Source organism: Bacteroidota bacterium (assembly GCA_039111535.1).
Classification (GTDB): Bacteria; Bacteroidota; Rhodothermia; order Rhodothermales; family JAHQVL01; genus JBCCIM01.
This window is the reverse complement of sequence record JBCCIM010000056.1, coordinates 15086-32624: the sequence shown is the minus strand read 5'-3', so window position 1 is coordinate 32624 and position 17539 is coordinate 15086. Positions and strand designations below refer to the sequence as shown.

Genomic DNA, 17539 nt, shown 5'->3' with positions numbered 1-17539 from the left:
ATCACATCATAGGTTGTATCCGGCACCACATCCATCCCTCCAACGGAGAACGACACACTTGTTGTTGCCGCGTTTAACGCCAGATTTTCTGCTACATTTTCGCTAACCCAGGGATCGATATCGAAAGCGAAGACTTTGCCGGCATCAAGCTTGGTGGCGGCAATAGCAAGAATGGCTGTCCCGGTACCCGCATCCAGCACATCACAGCCCGGTGTGATGTGATCTGGCATCATTTTAAGCAGCAAGCGGGTAGTTTCATGGTGGCCCGTGCCGAAGCTCATTTTGGGGTCAACCACAATATCTATAAAGCCTTCAACCGCTGGCGCCCAGCTTGGGCGAACATAGAAAGGTGCAATACGGATGGGCTGAATGGAAGCCTCCCACGCTTTATTCCAGTCCTGCGGCACAATTTCTTGTTCTTGCCAGGTCGTTCCCGGAGCGTGTAGTTGCAGCCAGTGCTGAACAACTTCTCGGGCATCAGCTACCCATTTTTTTGGGGGGATGTAGGCCTGAAACCGGGTTTCTTCCTGGACAAATCCGTTAAATCCAACAGCATCCAGTTCAGCGACGAGGAGATCGTGCAGGTGTGGAGACAGGTTGAGGGTCAGTTCGATGGAGGGTTCGTTGGTCACAGGATCGCCTTTTGCATCAAAAGGAAGACATATCCTGCTATGCCGGAAAGGTTTCTAAACACACAGGAGGCGCTTGAGAAACCGAAGCATTATCTATCGCGGGCGATTGTGATGCCCCAGGCATCAGGTAACGCCGGCTGCGGTGTATTGAATCCACCAAAAGAGTGTGTGGCGTCGGTTTTGAAGTGCACACGATAGGTGCCGGCAGAAAGCTCAACGGTACCATCAAAAATACGGTTGGCTTCATCACCGCCGGCGGCCTCGGTATTATCGAGTTTCATCTCCCAAACCTTCTCACCAGTACTAGCTTTGGTGATGTACCCATAATCGTACTGGTTGCCACTCGGGGTGATTTCGCCCACAGCGACAACGCGCAAGCGCGCCCATCCCTGCAATTCAAGTGTTTCGTACCGATCAACGTCGTTTCCAAGTTTGTTCATGGAAATCAATACGTCAGAGGGTTCAAAAAACAATGCAGATGGGGGTAACGGCGCAGCAGGTTCAGCAGGAGCTACATAGGCCAGTTCGGCGCTAACTGCAGCTTCAACAGCGGCTTCAACGGCAGTTGCTACCTGCGCCTCAATTTCTTCGAGCCCTTCCAGTTGAATCGCAAGCTCTTCTTCGATGCGCTCCTCATGCTCCCCTTCATGAAAATGGGCGGCCAGGTCGAGCTGTTCTACAATATCGATATCACCCATGCCATCGAGGTCGAACATGGCAACGCCCCAGCGCTCGCTTTCTGCCGGCTCGCCGTTGGACCATTCAGAGAAAGAGTGTGAACCATCGGTCCGATAGTACAATGTATATAGATCAGGCACGAGGTCTACAAAGCTAACGGAACGTCTGTTGCTATCGTCACCACCGGCAGGTTGTGACGCTTCGTAGGTCATTTCCCACACAGAACGATCGCTGTCAGGATGACGATCCTCTACATCTTCAATAAAATAAGCATCAACGCCAGCGGTATTGGCCGGCATGCGCTCGATCCAACCGTAATCATACCGGTCATTGCGCTTCATTTCGCCGAGCCCATACAACACAAATCGCTGCTTTTGATGTACACGGAATGTTGCAACCTTGAGCGCATCATCGGTATTCGACAACATCGAAAGCATCGGCTGCCGGGTTGTCCACGGGTCAAATGCCAAAACAGGCTGGCTATTCTCGTCGGTTGTCAGGCTGATGCCCCATCCAGCCGGGTTGTAAGGTGGGTTGCCTTTCCATCCATCGTATGCATGGGTAGCATCCGAGTTGTACGCAATCCGATAAACGCCGGGATTGAGATCAAGCTTGGCTGATACCATCCGATTCTCAGCAACACCACCGGCGGGCATTGTATTGTCGTGCTTCATTTCCCAAACACGCTCTCCGGAAAGTTCGTTTACGATGTAGCCATAATCGTTTACATCCTCGGAGAATTCGCCTGTTGCACGTACAGTGAAAGTTGTTGGGGCAGTAACGTCAAAGAGGTAAGAGCGTTTGGCTTTGTTTTTCACCGGGCCTGAATGCCACACGAGACGTTCTCCGTTAAAGACCGGCGCATCCTGGGCATCCACATGTTTGTGGTGAACATCTGTTTCTTTTCCATCAACGAGGTTGAGCACTACATACCAGTCGCGTTCATCGTCTTCCCAATCAGATTCTTCGCGCTGGTCGCGGTTGAGCCGGCCGTCGAGCACATTGCCATAAGAAGCAAAAATGAGGTGATAGGTGCCGGCTTTCAGCCGCAATTCATCAGATACGGTTGCAAGAGACCCTTTGCTTCGCACGGTGTTGTTTTGATCCATTTGCCACACGGGCTCGCGGGTTTCGGCATCAATGATCCAGGCATAGGCAGCGAGGTCTTTATCACCCGTCTCAGCAAACTGGAATGACCCCTGCCCTTCTACAGACACTTCGATTGCGCGCTCAACTTCAAAAGCCTTCTGTACAAGCGATTCGGCATGCATACGCTCCATAACCACCAGTCCGCTACGCGGAGGTGGACCGGAAAGTACGCGGAACATTAGAAGCAGCGTTATCCCTCCCAATACCCAGAGTTGCCAGCGAACAAAAGGATTTTGTCTCATAAGGCGCCCAATTCCTGTCTAATATCAATTTTCAGCATCTTTCTGTCATCACAAAAACACCTCTCAACGAGATGTTTGGTGGACCATGGCGATTCTACGAGAGAATTCCACCGAAGTTACCTTATAAATGAGTTAAAATGCGAACGGATAAAATCTTGGCAAATCCGGCGCCAAGGTACGCCAAAACAGTCTTTTAGATAGCTCGATCAGCGGTTTGGGGCCAGCCCGCGAGGTGCTGCTATTTTTTCAGCACGCTACAGGCAAAAACCATGCAGAAGGTTTGGGTAATGCGTAACTTCCGGTCAGGTACATCTGGGCCGGAAGTGTAACAAATTGTTACGGCCACAGTACTACTGATGGTCTTATAACCCCGAAACAGCGTGTCAGCATTGCCCTGTTGTTTCGTTCGCAGCTACACAGCAGCCTGACCGCAGCGCATGTCTGTATTATCACCCGAACAAATATCTGAGCGATTTCGAGCTTTCTCTCCAGGCTCGAGATTGGGGTATGCTGTGCTGCTCGCCCTTGTGGTGATCTCATTCGGGTATGGTTTCTTCTTTCAGGTCATCTCGATGAATTCGGAAACGCAGGTGAGCGGGTCCTATTTCTTCCTGTATAACCTGGTTGTATTTCTTGGATTTGGTGCATTGTGGCTGCTCTTGCATAAAAGCTACAAGGCGCGCTCAGCATCGCCGGCGCGTGTATTCTGGACAATGCTGCTGCTGGGCCTGCTCTTTATCTCTGCGGCCATCCCGCTCACTTCTTTTGGGCGCGATGCAGAGCTGATTGATGTCTTTGATGCTGTTGATGAATTTGATTACAACACAGGCGCCCCACTCGTTGTCACAACCATTTTCAAATCCACCTTTTTAAGCCTTTTTGCGCTAATTTTCACGCTTTACATGATCTTCCGGATCAAAGATCTGGTGCTCTTCAAGCGTACAAAAACAGCACAGCGTAACTGGTATTTGATGATGGCCGCCATGGTTGTGGCCTCGCTCACTTTCTTCATGAAGTCACCGCGCGAGGACCCCAATATCCTACAGGTCATTGCCCTCATCCCGCCCCTTGGGCTGATGGTGGTTAACTCCCTGCGCGCTTCGTGGATTGTCTATCTGAATTTCAAAGAGAAGCTGATCAGTATCAGTCTCTCGACCTTGCTACTCATATTTTTGCTGACCAGTGTAGACGCCGGCCCGCTGCCAAATCCTTCTCCGTTCTTGCAGGACTTGTTTGTATACATTCAGTTCTACAATTACGGACTCAACATCTTTGTAATGCTGGGCATTGGTTTTGGTGTATTGTATTGCACAGCGTCCCTCCTCTTGCTGCTCTTTCATCTCCCAACAACGGGCGACTTCCAGCGCAAAGAGCACGAACGGGCAGTGATGCACTCCCTTACAGAGCTGATTAACCAGGCCTCTGACCCGGAGCGTCTTTATGCACAAATTGCCGCGTCTCCCGTTGAAGCCGGCTCAGCCCAGGCCTCCTGGCTCGCCGTAGCGGACCCCCAATCAGGCTCTCTTACGCCTCAAATTGTTGCCACCAACAAGGTGACTCCCGGACGCGTCAGCCGGTTGGTTGATACCGTTTCTCTCTTTTCTGATGTGTCTGCATCGGGCGCCTATATATACCTGGGTGAAGCAGCAGCGGACCACCGCCTGAGCGTACGGCCCGGCGACGGGTTTGGCAGTATGCTGGCTGTGCCTCTCATTGCTCGTGAAGAGACCCTCGGCATCCTGTTTGTAACCAAAGATGTCACCCATGGCTTTGAGCAAGATGACATCGACGCCATCCAGGTTTATGCCGCCCAGGCAGCGATTGCCATGGACAATGCCCGGCTTTTCGAAGAGCAACTCGAAAAAGAACGGCTTGCCAGTGAACTCGACATTGCACGCGAAGTACAGCGCAAACTGCTGCCGCAGCACGTACCAGTGGTTGATGGCCTGACCATTGCGGCCTCCAACGTATCTGCTGAACGTGTTGGTGGGGACTATTATGATTTTCTTGCCCTTGATGATGAACGGCTCTGCCTCGTTATCGGTGACGTGTCTGGTAAAGGCGCTTCGGCTGCTTTTTATATGGCAGAAATGCAGGGCATTTTCCAGTCTGTTTCGCGGCTGGCCCCCAATCCTTCGGAGTTTTTGCGGCATGCCAATGCAGCCCTTGCCCACTCACTGGAGAAAAACGTATTTATCTCTGCGATTTACGGGATGCTCAACCTTAAAACGGAAGAGTTCACCATGGGTCGTGCGGGCCATTGTCCGGTTGCGATGATTGACCTGGCCGGCAATGCGCGATACCTGCGCCCGGCCGGCCTGGGACTCGGCCTGGACCGCGGGCAGTTGTTCGAGAAAACGCTGCAAGAAGAGCGTATTTCGTTAAACCCGGGTGACGTATTTGTGCTTTACACGGATGGTGTTGTTGAGAGCCGTGACGTAGAAGGCGAAGAATACGGATATGACCGGCTCCTGGAATCTTTAAAACAGCACCGCCACGAAGACGCTGAGGGCATTCATGATGCCATCCTCGGTGACCTGGATGGCTTCCTGGGCATCGAGTCGTATGACGACGACATGACCCTTGTGGTGCTTAAATGGAACGGTATCAACCTGGCTTCAGCGCAATCAAACAGCGTAAAAGCCAAAAAAAGTGCTGCCCAAATTGAGCAGAAAATAGATTGACCATTTTGAATTTTACCCAAGCGTACTAGAGGACCTGTGCATATGAGTAATTTTTCAGTCGGATTTAGATCGTTGCAATCAGTTAACGTACTGGATCTCAAAGGAGAACTGGATGCGCATACCGCATCTGAGCTGGAAGCAGCTATAAAAAAGTGCCAGGATGACAGCATTTACCAAATTGTGGTGAACGGTGCCAACCTGAACTATATATCGAGCGCCGGCCTGGGTGTATTTATGGCCTACATTGAAGATTTGCGCTCCAAAGGTGGTGACATCAAAATCGCCGCATTACAACCCAAGGTGTTCAACGTGTTTGACCTCCTTGGCTTTCCGATGCTCTTCGACATCGTTGATACAGAAGAGGAAGCCATCGAAAAATTTGACGCACAGCAAACCGCTGAATAGTCCAATGATACTTTCGATTCAATACTGCTTCTGCAACCAAACGCAACACGATCCCCGTGGCTAGTTCAACGTACAAACTGACCATACCGAGTTCGACACGTTACCTTGAGGATGTGCGTCGTTTTATTGAAACGCACACTGTCGAGGCGGGCTTCAATACACAGTCCGTCGAGCAATTCAAGGTGGCCGTTGATGAGGCTTGTACCAACGTGATCAAACACGCGTACAGCGGTGAAGACTCTCACGAGCTCAACATAAAGGTCATCGTCGATTCCGACCGCTTTACCGTCTGTATTCGAGATAAAGGCGTAGCATTCCGCCCTAAAGAATACAACGAACCAGATATTTTTGAGTTAGCCAAACGCCGGCAAGCTGGCGGATTTGGGGTGCATATCATGCGCCGGCTCATGGACCATGTAGAATACTCAAGCCAGGGCAAAGTGAATGAAGTCCGCCTGACCAAGTATCTCAACAGCCACGTTAAAAACGGACGCTAGGCTACACAGCACCTTTATCCCTACCGCACCTGAACCTTCCACTTATTTTTTACCGGGCACCACGCCTTTGTAAAGCGAAGCCACGCCAAACGTGAGCCGTTTTGCTTCCCTGTTTTCATATCCTGCCGCTTCAAGCTCGGCCAGAAAGTTATCCCCATCCGGAAATACAGCAATTGAATCAGGTAGATATTTGTAAGCCCCACTGCTGGATTTCGAAAAGAGTTTACCTATCGCGGGCATGATATACTTGCTGTAAATCCCGTAGAACTGTTTGATAGGAAAAGCACGCGGCCGGCTGAATTCAAGAATCACCAGCGCACCACCAGGCTTTAGCACCCGACGGATTTCTTTCAGCCCTTTTTGCAAATTTTCGAAGTTGCGCACCCCAAAAGAGACCATTGCGCCATCGAACTGAGAATCAGAGAATGGTAATTTCTCTGCATCGCCGCGCTGTAACGTAATCCGGTCGTCCAGGTTGATTTTGCGGAGCTTTTCACGTCCAATTTTGAGCATCTCTTCCGCGATATCCACCCCAACAATTTTCTCGGGGTTCAACCTGATGGCTTCGATAGCCAGGTCTGCCGTACCCGTTGCCAGGTCGAGGATGCGCTTGGGTTTGTGTGGGGCAAGCATGTTAACGGCTGCTTTTCGCCAGCTGCGATCAATCCCCCCGCTGAGGAGTCTGTTCAGTAAATCATACCGTGGCGCCACGGCGTCGAACATCAATGCAACTTCTTTTTTCTTGCCTTTAGCTTCGCCTACAGGAGGGTAGTGTTTCATCTCTCGCACGTGCACTCAATGGGTCTCAGGAGTTAAGAAAGTAGTTCGGTGAGCCGTAGCAATTCGTAGTCGATGTTCTTTTTGCGGCTCCATACGTTGCGCATGGGGGTGAGTTTGATTTCGTGGTTCACGATTCCCACCATTACGCTGGTATGTCCTTCAAGCAAAGCATCTACTGCGTGCGACCCAAGCCGGCTTGCCAATACCCGATCTCGAGCGTTTGGCGAACCACCGCGCTGGGTGTGGCCCAAAATACATACACGCAAGTCGATGTAATCAAACACCGGGTCTCCTTTTAAAGCTTCAGCAATGCGTGTTGCACCGCCAAAATCTTCCCCTTCAGCCACAATGGCAATCGAAGAACGCGCCTGCGCAGACATCAGGGAGTGGATGCGATCCTTAACGGATTGCATATCAGTGAGGGTTTCCGGGATCAGTACCAGTTCGGCACCGCCACCTACCGCACAGTTCAGCGCAATAAAACCGGCATCACGACCCATGACCTCTACCAGAAAAAGCCTGTTATGGGCATCTGCCGTATCGCGTATCCGATCTATATTTTCCAGCGCAGTATTTAGCGCTGTATCGTAACCAATGGTCTCATCTGTACCAAAAAGGTCATTATCGATGGTACCCGGGCATCCCACTACAGGAAATCCATGCTCTTCGTGAAAAAGCGCAGCGCCTTTCAATGAGCCATCCCCACCAATGCCTACCAGGGCTTCGACGTTGGCTTTGCGGAGCATGTCCGCAGCTATTGCCCGGCCTTCTTTCGTGCGAAATTCGTCAGAGCGGGCACTCTTTAAAATTGTGCCGCCCATCTGGAGGATGTTGGAGACAGATCTTGCTTCCATTTCGCAGAAGTCGCCTTCAATCATGCCAGCATAGCCTCGCCGGATGCCAACCACTTCTAAATCATTCGATATCGCAGTTCTCACGACAGCACGAAGACACGCATTCATGCCCGGAGCATCCCCTCCACTGGTATAAACGCCAATTCTGTTTATTGCGTCCATGGTAAAATTACAAGTTACAAATCATAGAATGCCGTCAGGGTGGTGCGGGTGTAGTGGGTTGGCATCCTAAAGGTCCTGGGGTCGAGCTACCACAATGCCAATCTGGCGCCTATTGTTCTCCACATAAGCTTGAAGATCTGGCGAAACCACTACACCGCGCGTTGTAGAGGCATGAAGCAGGCCGACTTGCCCGTTCTCATGTTTAAAAACCAACCCTGTGTGGGTGACATCGAGTCCACCGATATCAGTAGCAAGCGCAACTATATCACCACCCAGCAGCGATGGATATGCGGATGCAATAGCTGCTTGCGGGATGTGATACATCTGAAGGTCTTTCAAGTTTGCTTCCATTGCAACAATGCCTGCATACAGGCTGTCGTCTTTGAGCGGCGCATAGCTATCGCGGTGCCCGCTCATAAAATCAAGCTCTTTATCAAGGAGCACACCACCAATTTCAGCTGTTATATTCTGTACCCTACCGCGCCGTTCATTGTCCAAAATCCATTCAGAGAAATAGTGGAGGCGGCTGCAATAGCCATCCAGCTTGCCATCCCGGTAGCGCTGGGCCTGCATGTGGTCAACAAAACCGGCATAGTTGTAAGCTTGAGATTTGATGGTTCGAGAGAGGGCAAGCACAGATTCGACAAAGGTCACACAATCAAACCCATCGAGCTTAATAACCAGTTGCTCGTAGGCCGATTCATCGAGCGAGCCGGCAACATACGGCTGGCCTTCAAACCACACCCCAACTTGCATCATGATGCCCCCCAGATCCCTGGTATGCCATGCCTTTGCCCTGGCTTCCGCCATGAGTGCGTCAAACTGCGCCACGGCGGTCGTGTCGCCCGGTAACGCCTCAGCCGATGCGGTAGCTTGCTGCACCGGCTGCGATTCTGACGGCTGACAGGCTGCCATACTGAAGAGCGAGACAACAAAAAAGGCTGCAGGTACGAACGTAGGAAAACGCTTGTCGCAGTTTGGGGAATTATTCATCATGCTGTTGATCATGCAACGGTTTTTGCTTCGTTGGGCTCCTGTCACAAAGCCCACGGTTTCACTTCTTGTTCCAATGCGCGGTCAAGTTTCTCTTCATATTCGATCCGCGGAATTTCAATAACGCCAAATTTTTCCAGATGGGGGGTTGTAAACTGCGTATCGAGCAACGTATAGTTGCAAGCGTTCAGGCACCGTACAAGATGCACCAGGGCTACTTTGGAGGCATCCCGCTCGTGATGAAACATCGATTCACCAAAAAAGGCCCCGCCAATGGCAACGCCATAGAGCCCCCCTACCAGCCGGCCATCCAGCCAACATTCTACACTATGTGCATATCCGTTTTCATACAGGGCAACATATGAACGGATAATGTCATCGGAAATCCAGGTTGTCTCACGGGCTGCACAAGCCCGCATCACACCTTCAAAATTACGATCGGAAACCACCTCAAACTTGTTTTGACGGACAAGTTTTGCTAACGTCTTGGGCACGTGAAATCCATCAAGCGGCAAAATTGCACGTGGGTCAGGTGCAAACCATTGAACAACTTCGCTATCACGGTCTTCAGCCATCGGAAATACTCCGATCTGATAGCCTTGCAGCAACATTTCAGGGGTCAGCCTGTTAAGCATCAGCGCTCTTAATCCAGTTAAACAACATCGTCCATGGCACACCCGGCCACATACAAAGTCCTGATTGGAGATCGGCAAATCGACCTATCGATAGATGGCACCACGATCGCGGTCGATGGATCCCAAAAAGATTTACAAATTGACCGGATAAGCGCACATACTTACGCTATTATCATAGATGGTAAACCCTACCGGGTCTTGCTTGAATCGGTGGACGGCGCCACCTGCACAATGACGGTAAATGGTGTTCAACACACCCTTGCCGTGCAAGACGAACGCGCACAGCTTCTGGAACTGTATGGCATTGCAGACAGCAACAGCGCCATGGAAAAAGAGGTCCGCGCCCCAATGCCGGGCCTGGTGCTTGAGGTTCTTGTTGCCGAGGGAGACGAAGCAGCGGCCGGCAAAGGCCTGCTGGTACTGGAAGCCATGAAAATGGAAAACGAAATCAAGGCCGCAGCAGACGGCACAGTTGCCCGCATCCACGTCAAAGCCGGCGACCCGGTAGCCAAAGGTGACCTGCTGTTAGAGTTTGAAGGATAGCAACATACTAAAACGGGACCCCGAACCTCGTCCGGAATCCCGCTACCTGTAAAAAGAACCAGGGCTACTCGACTTTTGCTGCTTTAACTGAGCTTCCACTCATTTCCCAATGTACACCGGTCGGCATGCCTGTATCATCTAGTTCAAAGGTAAACGAACCGGATGTATTGCGCATTTCAAACAATGTGATTGATTTCGGGACGAGATAGAAATCCCGGCCACCAATCTCCGCAACCAACTCACCTCCTTCACGGGTAAGGACATAGGCATTGTTACCAAAGGCATACCTCCCGGCATACCGGTCGAGCATGTCTTCAGACATCTGGATACTTGGCGGCATTGTTGTCCGTTTTTCAGATTCCAAATCGCGCACCCAGACATTGCGATACAATACGGGGTTGCCGTGGTCTTGAAAGCGGATCGGCAGGCGATCAGGGTGTTGCTCATACGGGCGGTATTGCAGCCATTCGGTTGGGCCCCATAATTCTACGTTGTCCTGAATCATGATGCCGTTGTGGATCACGGTCACGCGCGCCGGCGAAATGACGTTGCCAGCGGTTCCAAAATGCGGGCGATGCCAGAAAATATCGTACGACTGCCATTCGCCTGGCGGTCGCGTAGCGTTTACGAGTGGCGGATATTGACCATAGATTGCGCCGGCCTGTCCGTCAGCGTACGTTGGATTGTCATACGAATCCAGTACCTGAACCTCGTAGTAACTCATCAGAAAAACGCCGCTATTGCCCCTGCCCTGGCTGTTGCCTATCACGGGTACTGGCGCAGCCCATTCTACGTGCAGGTGCATATCTCCAAATGCAGCTTTGGACTGGATGTAACCCGCGCCGGCAACAGATTCCATGTTGCCATCTTTGATTACCCACTTTGTAGGTGAACCGTCTGTTGCTTCCCATCCAGACAGATCTGTCCCATCAAACAAAACAACGGCGTCTGGTGGTGGTGGAACCGGGAGCACCTGGGCCGGGGGCGTAACAATTTCCGGCTTCGGTCTTTCCAGATCATGGACTCTCCACTGGGCCTGTACAAACTGCACCGGTGCCATACCGAAAAAAGCCACACATAAAAGCACGGCGTAAAATTGCGTGGAATACTTCATGGTTGTTCAAAATTATGGTCAATGGTGGAAGTATAGCGACTATGCGCTGACCACAAAGTTAAGAAAACACAACTTAGAAGAAAGGCTTTTTACACGCGAAAAAGAGATGCAAGCGGGCAACAGCGCATCCTTTGCTGTAGACAGGTCAGTTATAGCGTTCGTTACGCGTTATTCGGAGAAATGCTGTTAGTACCAAAATGCTGCTAAACTACACTGGTAAACTTCAGTGGATAGTCAGCTTCAATGTTGCCTCTGGCCATTTCTTTGAGCCGGCGTTTGAGCAGCCGGCGTTTGAAGGGGCTGATGTGATCGAGAAAAAGCACCCCATCAAGGTGATCAAATTCGTGCTGGATCACGCGTGCCAGCATGCCCTCTGCAACGATATCGTGCTTCTTGAAATTGCGATCCATGTACCGGAGGCGAACGCCTTCAGGCCTGATCACATACTCACGGATATCAGGTATCGAAAGACAGCCTTCCTCATACTCTTCGTCTTCTTCGCTCTCTTCGTAGATCTCGGGGTTGATGAAAACAACCGGTGCAGCTTCCGCATCCTCGTCGTCTTCAACCATCGGTGAGAGGTCTACCACAAACAGCCGCTCAGACCGCCCCACTTGCGGCGCAGCAAGGCCAATGCCCGATGCGCCATGCATGGTTTCGATCATGTCGTCGATCAGTTGCTGAAGCTCAGGGGTATTCTCTGTCACTTCTATGGTGCGTTGCGTCAAAATTGGCGCGCCGTATACATAGATTGGTAGTATCATGGTCATCCCATACCGTCTGGTCAACGCAGGAGGCGGTGCTTAAAAAGCTTCGTTTTCCTCGCTATCCCTAGACCTGGTCTCGTCTAAATAGTCCTGCAATATAATGGCTGCTGCTGCTGCGTCAAGCCGGCCCTTCTTACCCCGCGCCTTTCGCCTGATGCCTGCCTCCACCAACGCGGCACTTGCCCGCCGTGATGAATACCGTTCATCATACTTCACAACTGGTATGCCACGTAGCAATTTGTTGATCCGGTTGATGTACTCATGGACAAACCGTGTCACCTTATTCTCTTCATCATCCAGGGTAAGCGGCCATCCAATAACGATCAACTCAATGCCACTGTCTCCGTGAATCCGCTTTAATTCAACAAGCGCAGTCTTTGGTGTAAAGGTGCCGATGGTTTGGGCAAACATACGAAACGGATCAGCCATTGCAAGGCCAACCCGTTTTCGTCCATAATCAATTCCGATGATACGCAATAATCCAGACTCCTAGCGCTGATTTTTCATGAATCAGATAACAGTTGAAAACCTTGCGCTATACAACCGCAATTAGTGGTGACCGTTTCCATTCTGTGGATATCCGTTCCCATTAGGTTTGAATGCAGAAGTCAGCTCTGCAAGTGCATCTGCACTGCCAAGTGGTATGGTATATTCCAGATCGGTAAGCGGCACCTGCAAAATCTTCTTCAACCGCTTACTTGGTTTGAAGTGTGTTTTTCGCCGGCTAGGAATAAAAACCGTCTCGTTGGTTTTTGGATTTCTCGCCTTGGGTTTTGCTTTGGTCTTTTTTACCTCAAATACACCAAAGTCGCGTAGCTCGATGCGAACTTCCGGGTCTGCCTCTACCATCAACTCGCCAATGGCGGTGATTACGGCATTGACCCACGGTTCACTTTTGTAGATGGGCTCATCCATCAAATCGGAGACTCGCCGGGCTACATCTTTTTTGGTGAGTGTATGTATTTTCTCCTCCATGATGATGGGGTCTTTGCTTAATTGTTTTTGATCTAGTTGCCTGTAAAGTAACCACTTAGATCAAAGAATTCCAGATGCAAAAAACCGCTATACTTTTATCCGAAGGTCGATAGCCAGACTAGCCGAACGGATACGTAACCAATTTTACCCCGGCAATCAACACTGCTATTTGTCCAATAACAAAACGGCTATTGAAGCAGCAAATCGCCAATACGTACGGTTCACTGCGAATATCATATCTACCAACGCTGCTACAATAACAGTTATAGATGCGCCGATAAATGAGGCAATTGCTGACCTTAACTGGCGTACTTTTTTTGGGGACGGGAGCACTAGCCGTTTCAGCTAAGGTGTTGGTTTAAATGATGTAGCGTGTCCGTTACAATATCTTCACCACTCCTTCACGATTCTTCAAACCGGTAGACCCCATGTATATTGTCGATCCGCTGTAACCGCTGCATGAGTCGGCGCAAATGTGCGAGGTCATTGACGCTCAGCACGAGGGTCCCTTCGAACACACCATCTTCAGAATCGATTGTCATCGACCGAATGTTGGTCTTCAGATTTTTTGAAATGACGGTTGAAATATCGTTTAGAATGCCTACCCGATCTTCCCCAATAAGGCGCAATGCTGCCACAAACTGAACGTCCTTCTGCCGGCTCCATTCCACCTGCATAATGCGGTCATGATGGTTCACCAACAGATAGGCGGCATTCTTGCATCCCACGCGATGAATTTTGATGGCTCCTGTCTTGCTTAGGAAGCCGAAGACTTCATCGCCAGGAATAGGATTGCAACACGAGGCGTACTGCGTAACGATATCTGTGTGGAGCTCCCCATCGATTTTAAGCGCTGGCTTGCCAACCGATTGTGCTTTATCCAAAAAGGTATCGTAGCGCACCTGTAGTGGCTGATTTTTCTCTTCTACCTCCTGCTCCGTTGGCTCCTCTCCTTTGTTCTGGATAAACTGAATCAGCTCTTTTACATCAAAGAGGCCAGCGCCAATTTCGTAGAACATGTGTTGCGGGCTCGGAAACTTGAAGCGGGCTGCATACCGCTGCATATCGCTATCCTGCACCTGTATACGGGAGCGCTTGGACTTTTTCCGCCAGATGTCTTGTCCCACCTCGGTAATGTGCCGCCGCTCTTCATTGATCCAGTGGCGTATCCGGCTACGGGCTTTGTGGGTTACAACAAACTTAACCCAGTCGGGGCGCGGCGTTTGCTTCTTCGATGTAATAATTTCAACCTGATCACCGCTTTTCAGACGCTTCGAGAGCGGGACCATTTTACCGTTTACCTTCGCCCCGATACACCGATTGCCAACTTCCGTATGCACGAGATAGGCAAAATCTACGGGCGTTGCTTTATTCGGCAGGTTGTACAGGTCTCCCTTCGGTGAGAAGACATAGATTTCCTCATCATACAGGTTTAGACGGAATTCCTGTACAAATTCGGTAGCCTGTTCCGGGCGCGGGTTTTCGAGCAGATCACGGACCCACGAGAGCCACTGGTCGATATGCTCGTTTGCGTTGCTTACACCTTCTTTATACTTCCAATGTGCTGCAAGTCCGCGCTCGGCAATGGCGTGCATCTCCTCCGTACGGATTTGCACCTCTACCCTCCTCCCCTGCGGCCCCAGCACCGTTGTGTGGAGACTCTGGTAACCATTGGACTTGGGTACCGAAATAAAATCACGGAAGCGCTCTGGCAAAGGACGGTACAAATCGGTGATGATCGAATAGACTCGCCAGCAATCCTCTTTCCCTTTCTTACCGGTGCTGTTGAGTACAATGCGGATTGCAAAGAGATCGTAGATCTCCTCGATCGGTTTGTTTTGCCGCAGCATTTTGCGGTGGATGGAGTAGATATGTTTGGGCCGGCCATAAATCTCAAACTCAACGCCTTTGTCTTCCAGTTGCGCTCTGAGTGGTGAGATGAACGACTTTATATAGTTGCTGCGGGCTCGCTTGGTATCGCTAAGGCCGGCGGCTATTTCAAAATACGACTCAGGCTTGAGCACCTTGAGCGTTAGATCTTCCAACTCGCCTTTGATCGCAAAAAGCCCAAAGCGATGTGCCAGCGGTGCAAACAAGTCGAGCGTCTCGCTGGCAATTTTGATCTGCTTTTTGCGCGGCAATGAGTCCAGCGTGCGCATGTTATGCAGCCGGTCTGCAAACTTCACCAGGATGACGCGAATGTCGGATGCCATAGACAGCATCAACTTGCGCACATTCTCTGCCTGGCCCATTTCGCGGGAGGCAAAAACCCCATCAATTTTAGTGAGGCCATCGATAATCACAGCCAGGGTTTCGCCAAACTCTTGTTTTATAAATTCGATAGAGAGTTCGGTATCCTCAACAACGTCATGCAACAGGGCAGCAGCAACGCTGATATCATCAAAACTGATATCTTTAGCGACAATGCCAGCTACGGCCAGCGGATGGTTAATGTATAGTTCACCGGATGCTCTGCGATCGTTACGATGTGCCCAGTAACTCAATCGGAAAGCGCGCGTGATAAGCTCTTCGTTGACAGACAAGAGATGCTTGCGACACAACGCCAGCAAGTCCTCTATTTTCTGCTCATACTCCGGTTCTATATGAATATCCGCATTCTTTAAAATATCGGAGACTTCAATCATACTACATTAAACTCAAGATGATTGGTCAGTTCCGATTTAGAAATCGTCACAGCCAGGATCGTGGAAAGAATAAAAAAACGCTACCGAAAGACTTTCGGTAGCGTTTTTTTACTATTCGTGAAAAAATAAAATTTAGCTCAGCCTGCTAGCCTTTATTTTTTGTCTTCTTAAGCAGCGTCAGTGGCATCTTCAGCAGCCTCTGTTGCTTCATCAGCAACAGCTTCTGCAGCCTCTTCAACAGCGGCTGTGGTTTCTTCAACGGCATCCTCTACAGCTTCTTCAGCGGCGGCGGCAGTTGTTGTAGCGGCTGCTTTGGCACTGCTGCCACGACGGCAACGGCGCGTTTTGCGTTTGCTTGGGCCAGACTTGCTGCCTTCCGGACGCTCGTTGTTGTAGTCGACCAGTTCGATGATTGCCATTTCAGCCGCATCACCACCACGCTGTCCTAGCTTGATCACGCGGGTATACCCACCTGGGCGATCGCCTACTTCTGGACCAATTGCGTCAAACAGCTCTTTTACAGCGTGTTTGTTCTGCAACAAGCGGAAGACCTGCCGGCGGTTGTGCGTGTTATCAACTTTAGCGCGTGTAATAATCGGCTCAATGTACATCCGAAGCGCACGTGCTTTTGTCCACGTTGTTGTAATGCGCTTGTGTGCAATCAAAGCATGCGACATTGAAGCCAATGTGGCTTTGCGATGCGCACTCGTACGGCCGAGCTTAAATCCTTTTTTCTGATGTCTCATGGTTATATCGCGGTGTGCTATATACAGCTACGTGGGGGTAGCCGCGGCACACATCAAATTTAATCCTGGAGGTATTTGTCTACGTCCATTCCAAAGTGTAGCCCACGTTCTTCGAGAACCTGCATCAATTCTTGCAGCGACTTTCTACCAAAGTTGCGGAATTTCAACATTTCAGGTTCATCGCGGCGTACCAGATCACCAATGTTCTTGATGTTGGCTGCTTTCAGGCAGTTGTGCGCACGAACTGACAAGTCGAGTTCATCCACAGTCTGTGAAAGCAGTTCACGGATACGTTGTACTTCCGCGTCAACCTCTTTCTCTTCTACCGTAGGCTGGGTTGGCTCGTCAATTTTGAGGAACATGGCTACATGATCACGCAAGATCAGGGCAGCCTGATGTAGAGCTTCCTCTGGTGACACCGACCCGTCGGTGGTTATTTCGAAAATCAGGCGTTCATAGTCGATTTTCTGACCTACACGGGTAGGCTTGACTACATACTTTACGTTTTTGATTGGCGTAAAGATAGAATCAATAGCAATCACGCCGATAGGATCGTCAGACTGCTTGTTCTCATCTGAAGGTACATAGCCTGTACCTCTGCCCATCCGAAGTTCAACAGACAATTCTGCACCTTCAGAAAGGTGAGCAATGTGGAAGTCCGGGTTCAGCACTTCGTAATCGCTAGTAGCATCGCCGATGTCTTTTGCTGTCCACTCTCCAGGTCCCCTTAGCACGAGATGGATATTGCTATCCATGACATCTGTTGGCTTAAAGCGCACACCTTTCAGGTTGAGGATGATGTCTGAAGCATCTTCCATCACACCAGGAATGGTAGAGAATTCGTGCTGTACGCCGTCAATTTTAATGGCAGTTACTGCAACCCCTTCCAGGGAAGAGAGCAGCACACGCCGCAAAGCGTTACCAATGGTTACGCCATATCCGCGCTCTAATGGCTGAACAACAAATACGCCATGTGTATCTGTAATTTCTTCTGGCTGAACGCCATCCGGCATCTGGATCGTGTATGTACTCATAATT

17 protein-coding genes are annotated in these 17539 nt (G+C 50.4%); 4 read left to right on the top strand and 13 right to left on the bottom strand.

Annotated features, from left to right (window positions below; translation table 11 throughout):
• The coding region (locus AAF564_10950; protein MEM8486059.1) for a 50S ribosomal protein L11 methyltransferase at positions 1-632 on the bottom strand (632 nt) is incomplete at its 3' end.
• An 89-nt stretch (positions 633-721) separates the two neighbouring features.
• Complete coding sequence (locus AAF564_10945; protein MEM8486058.1) at positions 722-2701, bottom strand: hypothetical protein; 1980 nt, start codon at positions 2699-2701, stop codon at positions 722-724.
• A 437-nt stretch (positions 2702-3138) separates the two neighbouring features.
• On the opposite strand from AAF564_10945, the gene AAF564_10940 reads away from it, so the two are divergent.
• From AAF564_10940 to AAF564_10930, 3 genes are read left to right on the top strand one after another with little or no spacing between them, the layout of a single operon-like run.
• Positions 3139-5385, top strand: a complete 2247-nt coding sequence (locus tag AAF564_10940; protein ID MEM8486057.1) for a GAF domain-containing SpoIIE family protein phosphatase — start codon at positions 3139-3141, stop codon at positions 5383-5385.
• Between the two features lie 42 nt (positions 5386-5427).
• Positions 5428-5790 carry an STAS domain-containing protein gene (locus AAF564_10935; protein ID MEM8486056.1) on the top strand — a complete coding sequence of 121 codons (363 nt, stop codon included), beginning with the start codon at positions 5428-5430 and terminating at the stop codon, positions 5788-5790.
• A gap of 56 nt (positions 5791-5846) precedes the next feature.
• On the top strand, positions 5847-6287 hold the full coding sequence (locus tag AAF564_10930; protein MEM8486055.1) for an ATP-binding protein: 441 nt from the start codon (positions 5847-5849) through the stop codon (positions 6285-6287).
• Positions 6288-6329: 42 nt separating this feature from the next.
• Here AAF564_10930 and ubiE read toward each other — a convergent pair whose 3' ends face one another.
• From ubiE to aat, 4 genes are all read right to left on the bottom strand, one after another.
• Complete coding sequence (gene ubiE / locus AAF564_10925; GenBank protein MEM8486054.1) at positions 6330-7067, bottom strand: bifunctional demethylmenaquinone methyltransferase/2-methoxy-6-polyprenyl-1,4-benzoquinol methylase UbiE; 738 nt, start codon at positions 7065-7067, stop codon at positions 6330-6332.
• A gap of 32 nt (positions 7068-7099) precedes the next feature.
• Positions 7100-8083 (bottom strand): 6-phosphofructokinase, encoded by a 984-nt coding sequence (gene pfkA, locus AAF564_10920; protein MEM8486053.1) that lies wholly within the window; start codon positions 8081-8083, stop codon positions 7100-7102.
• A gap of 66 nt (positions 8084-8149) precedes the next feature.
• A complete protein-coding gene (locus AAF564_10915; protein MEM8486052.1) occupies positions 8150-9079 on the bottom strand; it encodes an N-acetylmuramoyl-L-alanine amidase-like domain-containing protein in 930 nt (309 codons plus the stop codon).
• 41 nt (positions 9080-9120) lie between these two features.
• Positions 9121-9687, bottom strand: a complete 567-nt coding sequence (aat, locus tag AAF564_10910; protein MEM8486051.1) for a leucyl/phenylalanyl-tRNA--protein transferase — start codon at positions 9685-9687, stop codon at positions 9121-9123.
• A 57-nt stretch (positions 9688-9744) separates the two neighbouring features.
• On the opposite strand from aat, the gene AAF564_10905 reads away from it, so the two are divergent.
• Positions 9745-10254: a biotin/lipoyl-containing protein gene (locus AAF564_10905; protein ID MEM8486050.1), complete on the top strand. Its 510-nt coding sequence runs from the start codon at positions 9745-9747 to the stop codon at positions 10252-10254.
• 64 nt (positions 10255-10318) lie between these two features.
• Here the strand turns inward: AAF564_10905 and AAF564_10900 are convergent, their stop codons facing one another.
• The 7 genes from AAF564_10900 to AAF564_10870 form a co-directional block, all read right to left on the bottom strand.
• Positions 10319-11368, bottom strand: coding sequence for a family 16 glycoside hydrolase (locus AAF564_10900; protein ID MEM8486049.1), 1050 nt, complete (start codon positions 11366-11368; stop codon positions 10319-10321).
• Positions 11369-11571: 203 nt separating this feature from the next.
• The gene (def, locus tag AAF564_10895) at positions 11572-12132 is read right to left on the bottom strand and encodes a peptide deformylase (protein MEM8486048.1); all 561 of its coding nucleotides are present in this window, start codon (positions 12130-12132) and stop codon (positions 11572-11574) included.
• A 39-nt stretch (positions 12133-12171) separates the two neighbouring features.
• Complete coding sequence (ruvX, locus tag AAF564_10890) at positions 12172-12612, bottom strand: Holliday junction resolvase RuvX (GenBank protein ID MEM8486047.1); 441 nt, start codon at positions 12610-12612, stop codon at positions 12172-12174.
• Between the two features lie 72 nt (positions 12613-12684).
• A complete protein-coding gene (locus AAF564_10885; GenBank protein MEM8486046.1) occupies positions 12685-13110 on the bottom strand; it encodes an HU family DNA-binding protein in 426 nt (141 codons plus the stop codon).
• Between the two features lie 401 nt (positions 13111-13511).
• Complete coding sequence (locus AAF564_10880) at positions 13512-15755, bottom strand: bifunctional (p)ppGpp synthetase/guanosine-3',5'-bis(diphosphate) 3'-pyrophosphohydrolase (GenBank protein ID MEM8486045.1); 2244 nt, start codon at positions 15753-15755, stop codon at positions 13512-13514.
• A gap of 167 nt (positions 15756-15922) precedes the next feature.
• Positions 15923-16501, bottom strand: a complete 579-nt coding sequence (rplQ, locus tag AAF564_10875) for a 50S ribosomal protein L17 (GenBank protein MEM8486044.1) — start codon at positions 16499-16501, stop codon at positions 15923-15925.
• Between the two features lie 59 nt (positions 16502-16560).
• Complete coding sequence (locus AAF564_10870; GenBank protein ID MEM8486043.1) at positions 16561-17535, bottom strand: DNA-directed RNA polymerase subunit alpha; 975 nt, start codon at positions 17533-17535, stop codon at positions 16561-16563.
• Between the last annotated feature and the right edge of the window lie 4 nt (positions 17536-17539).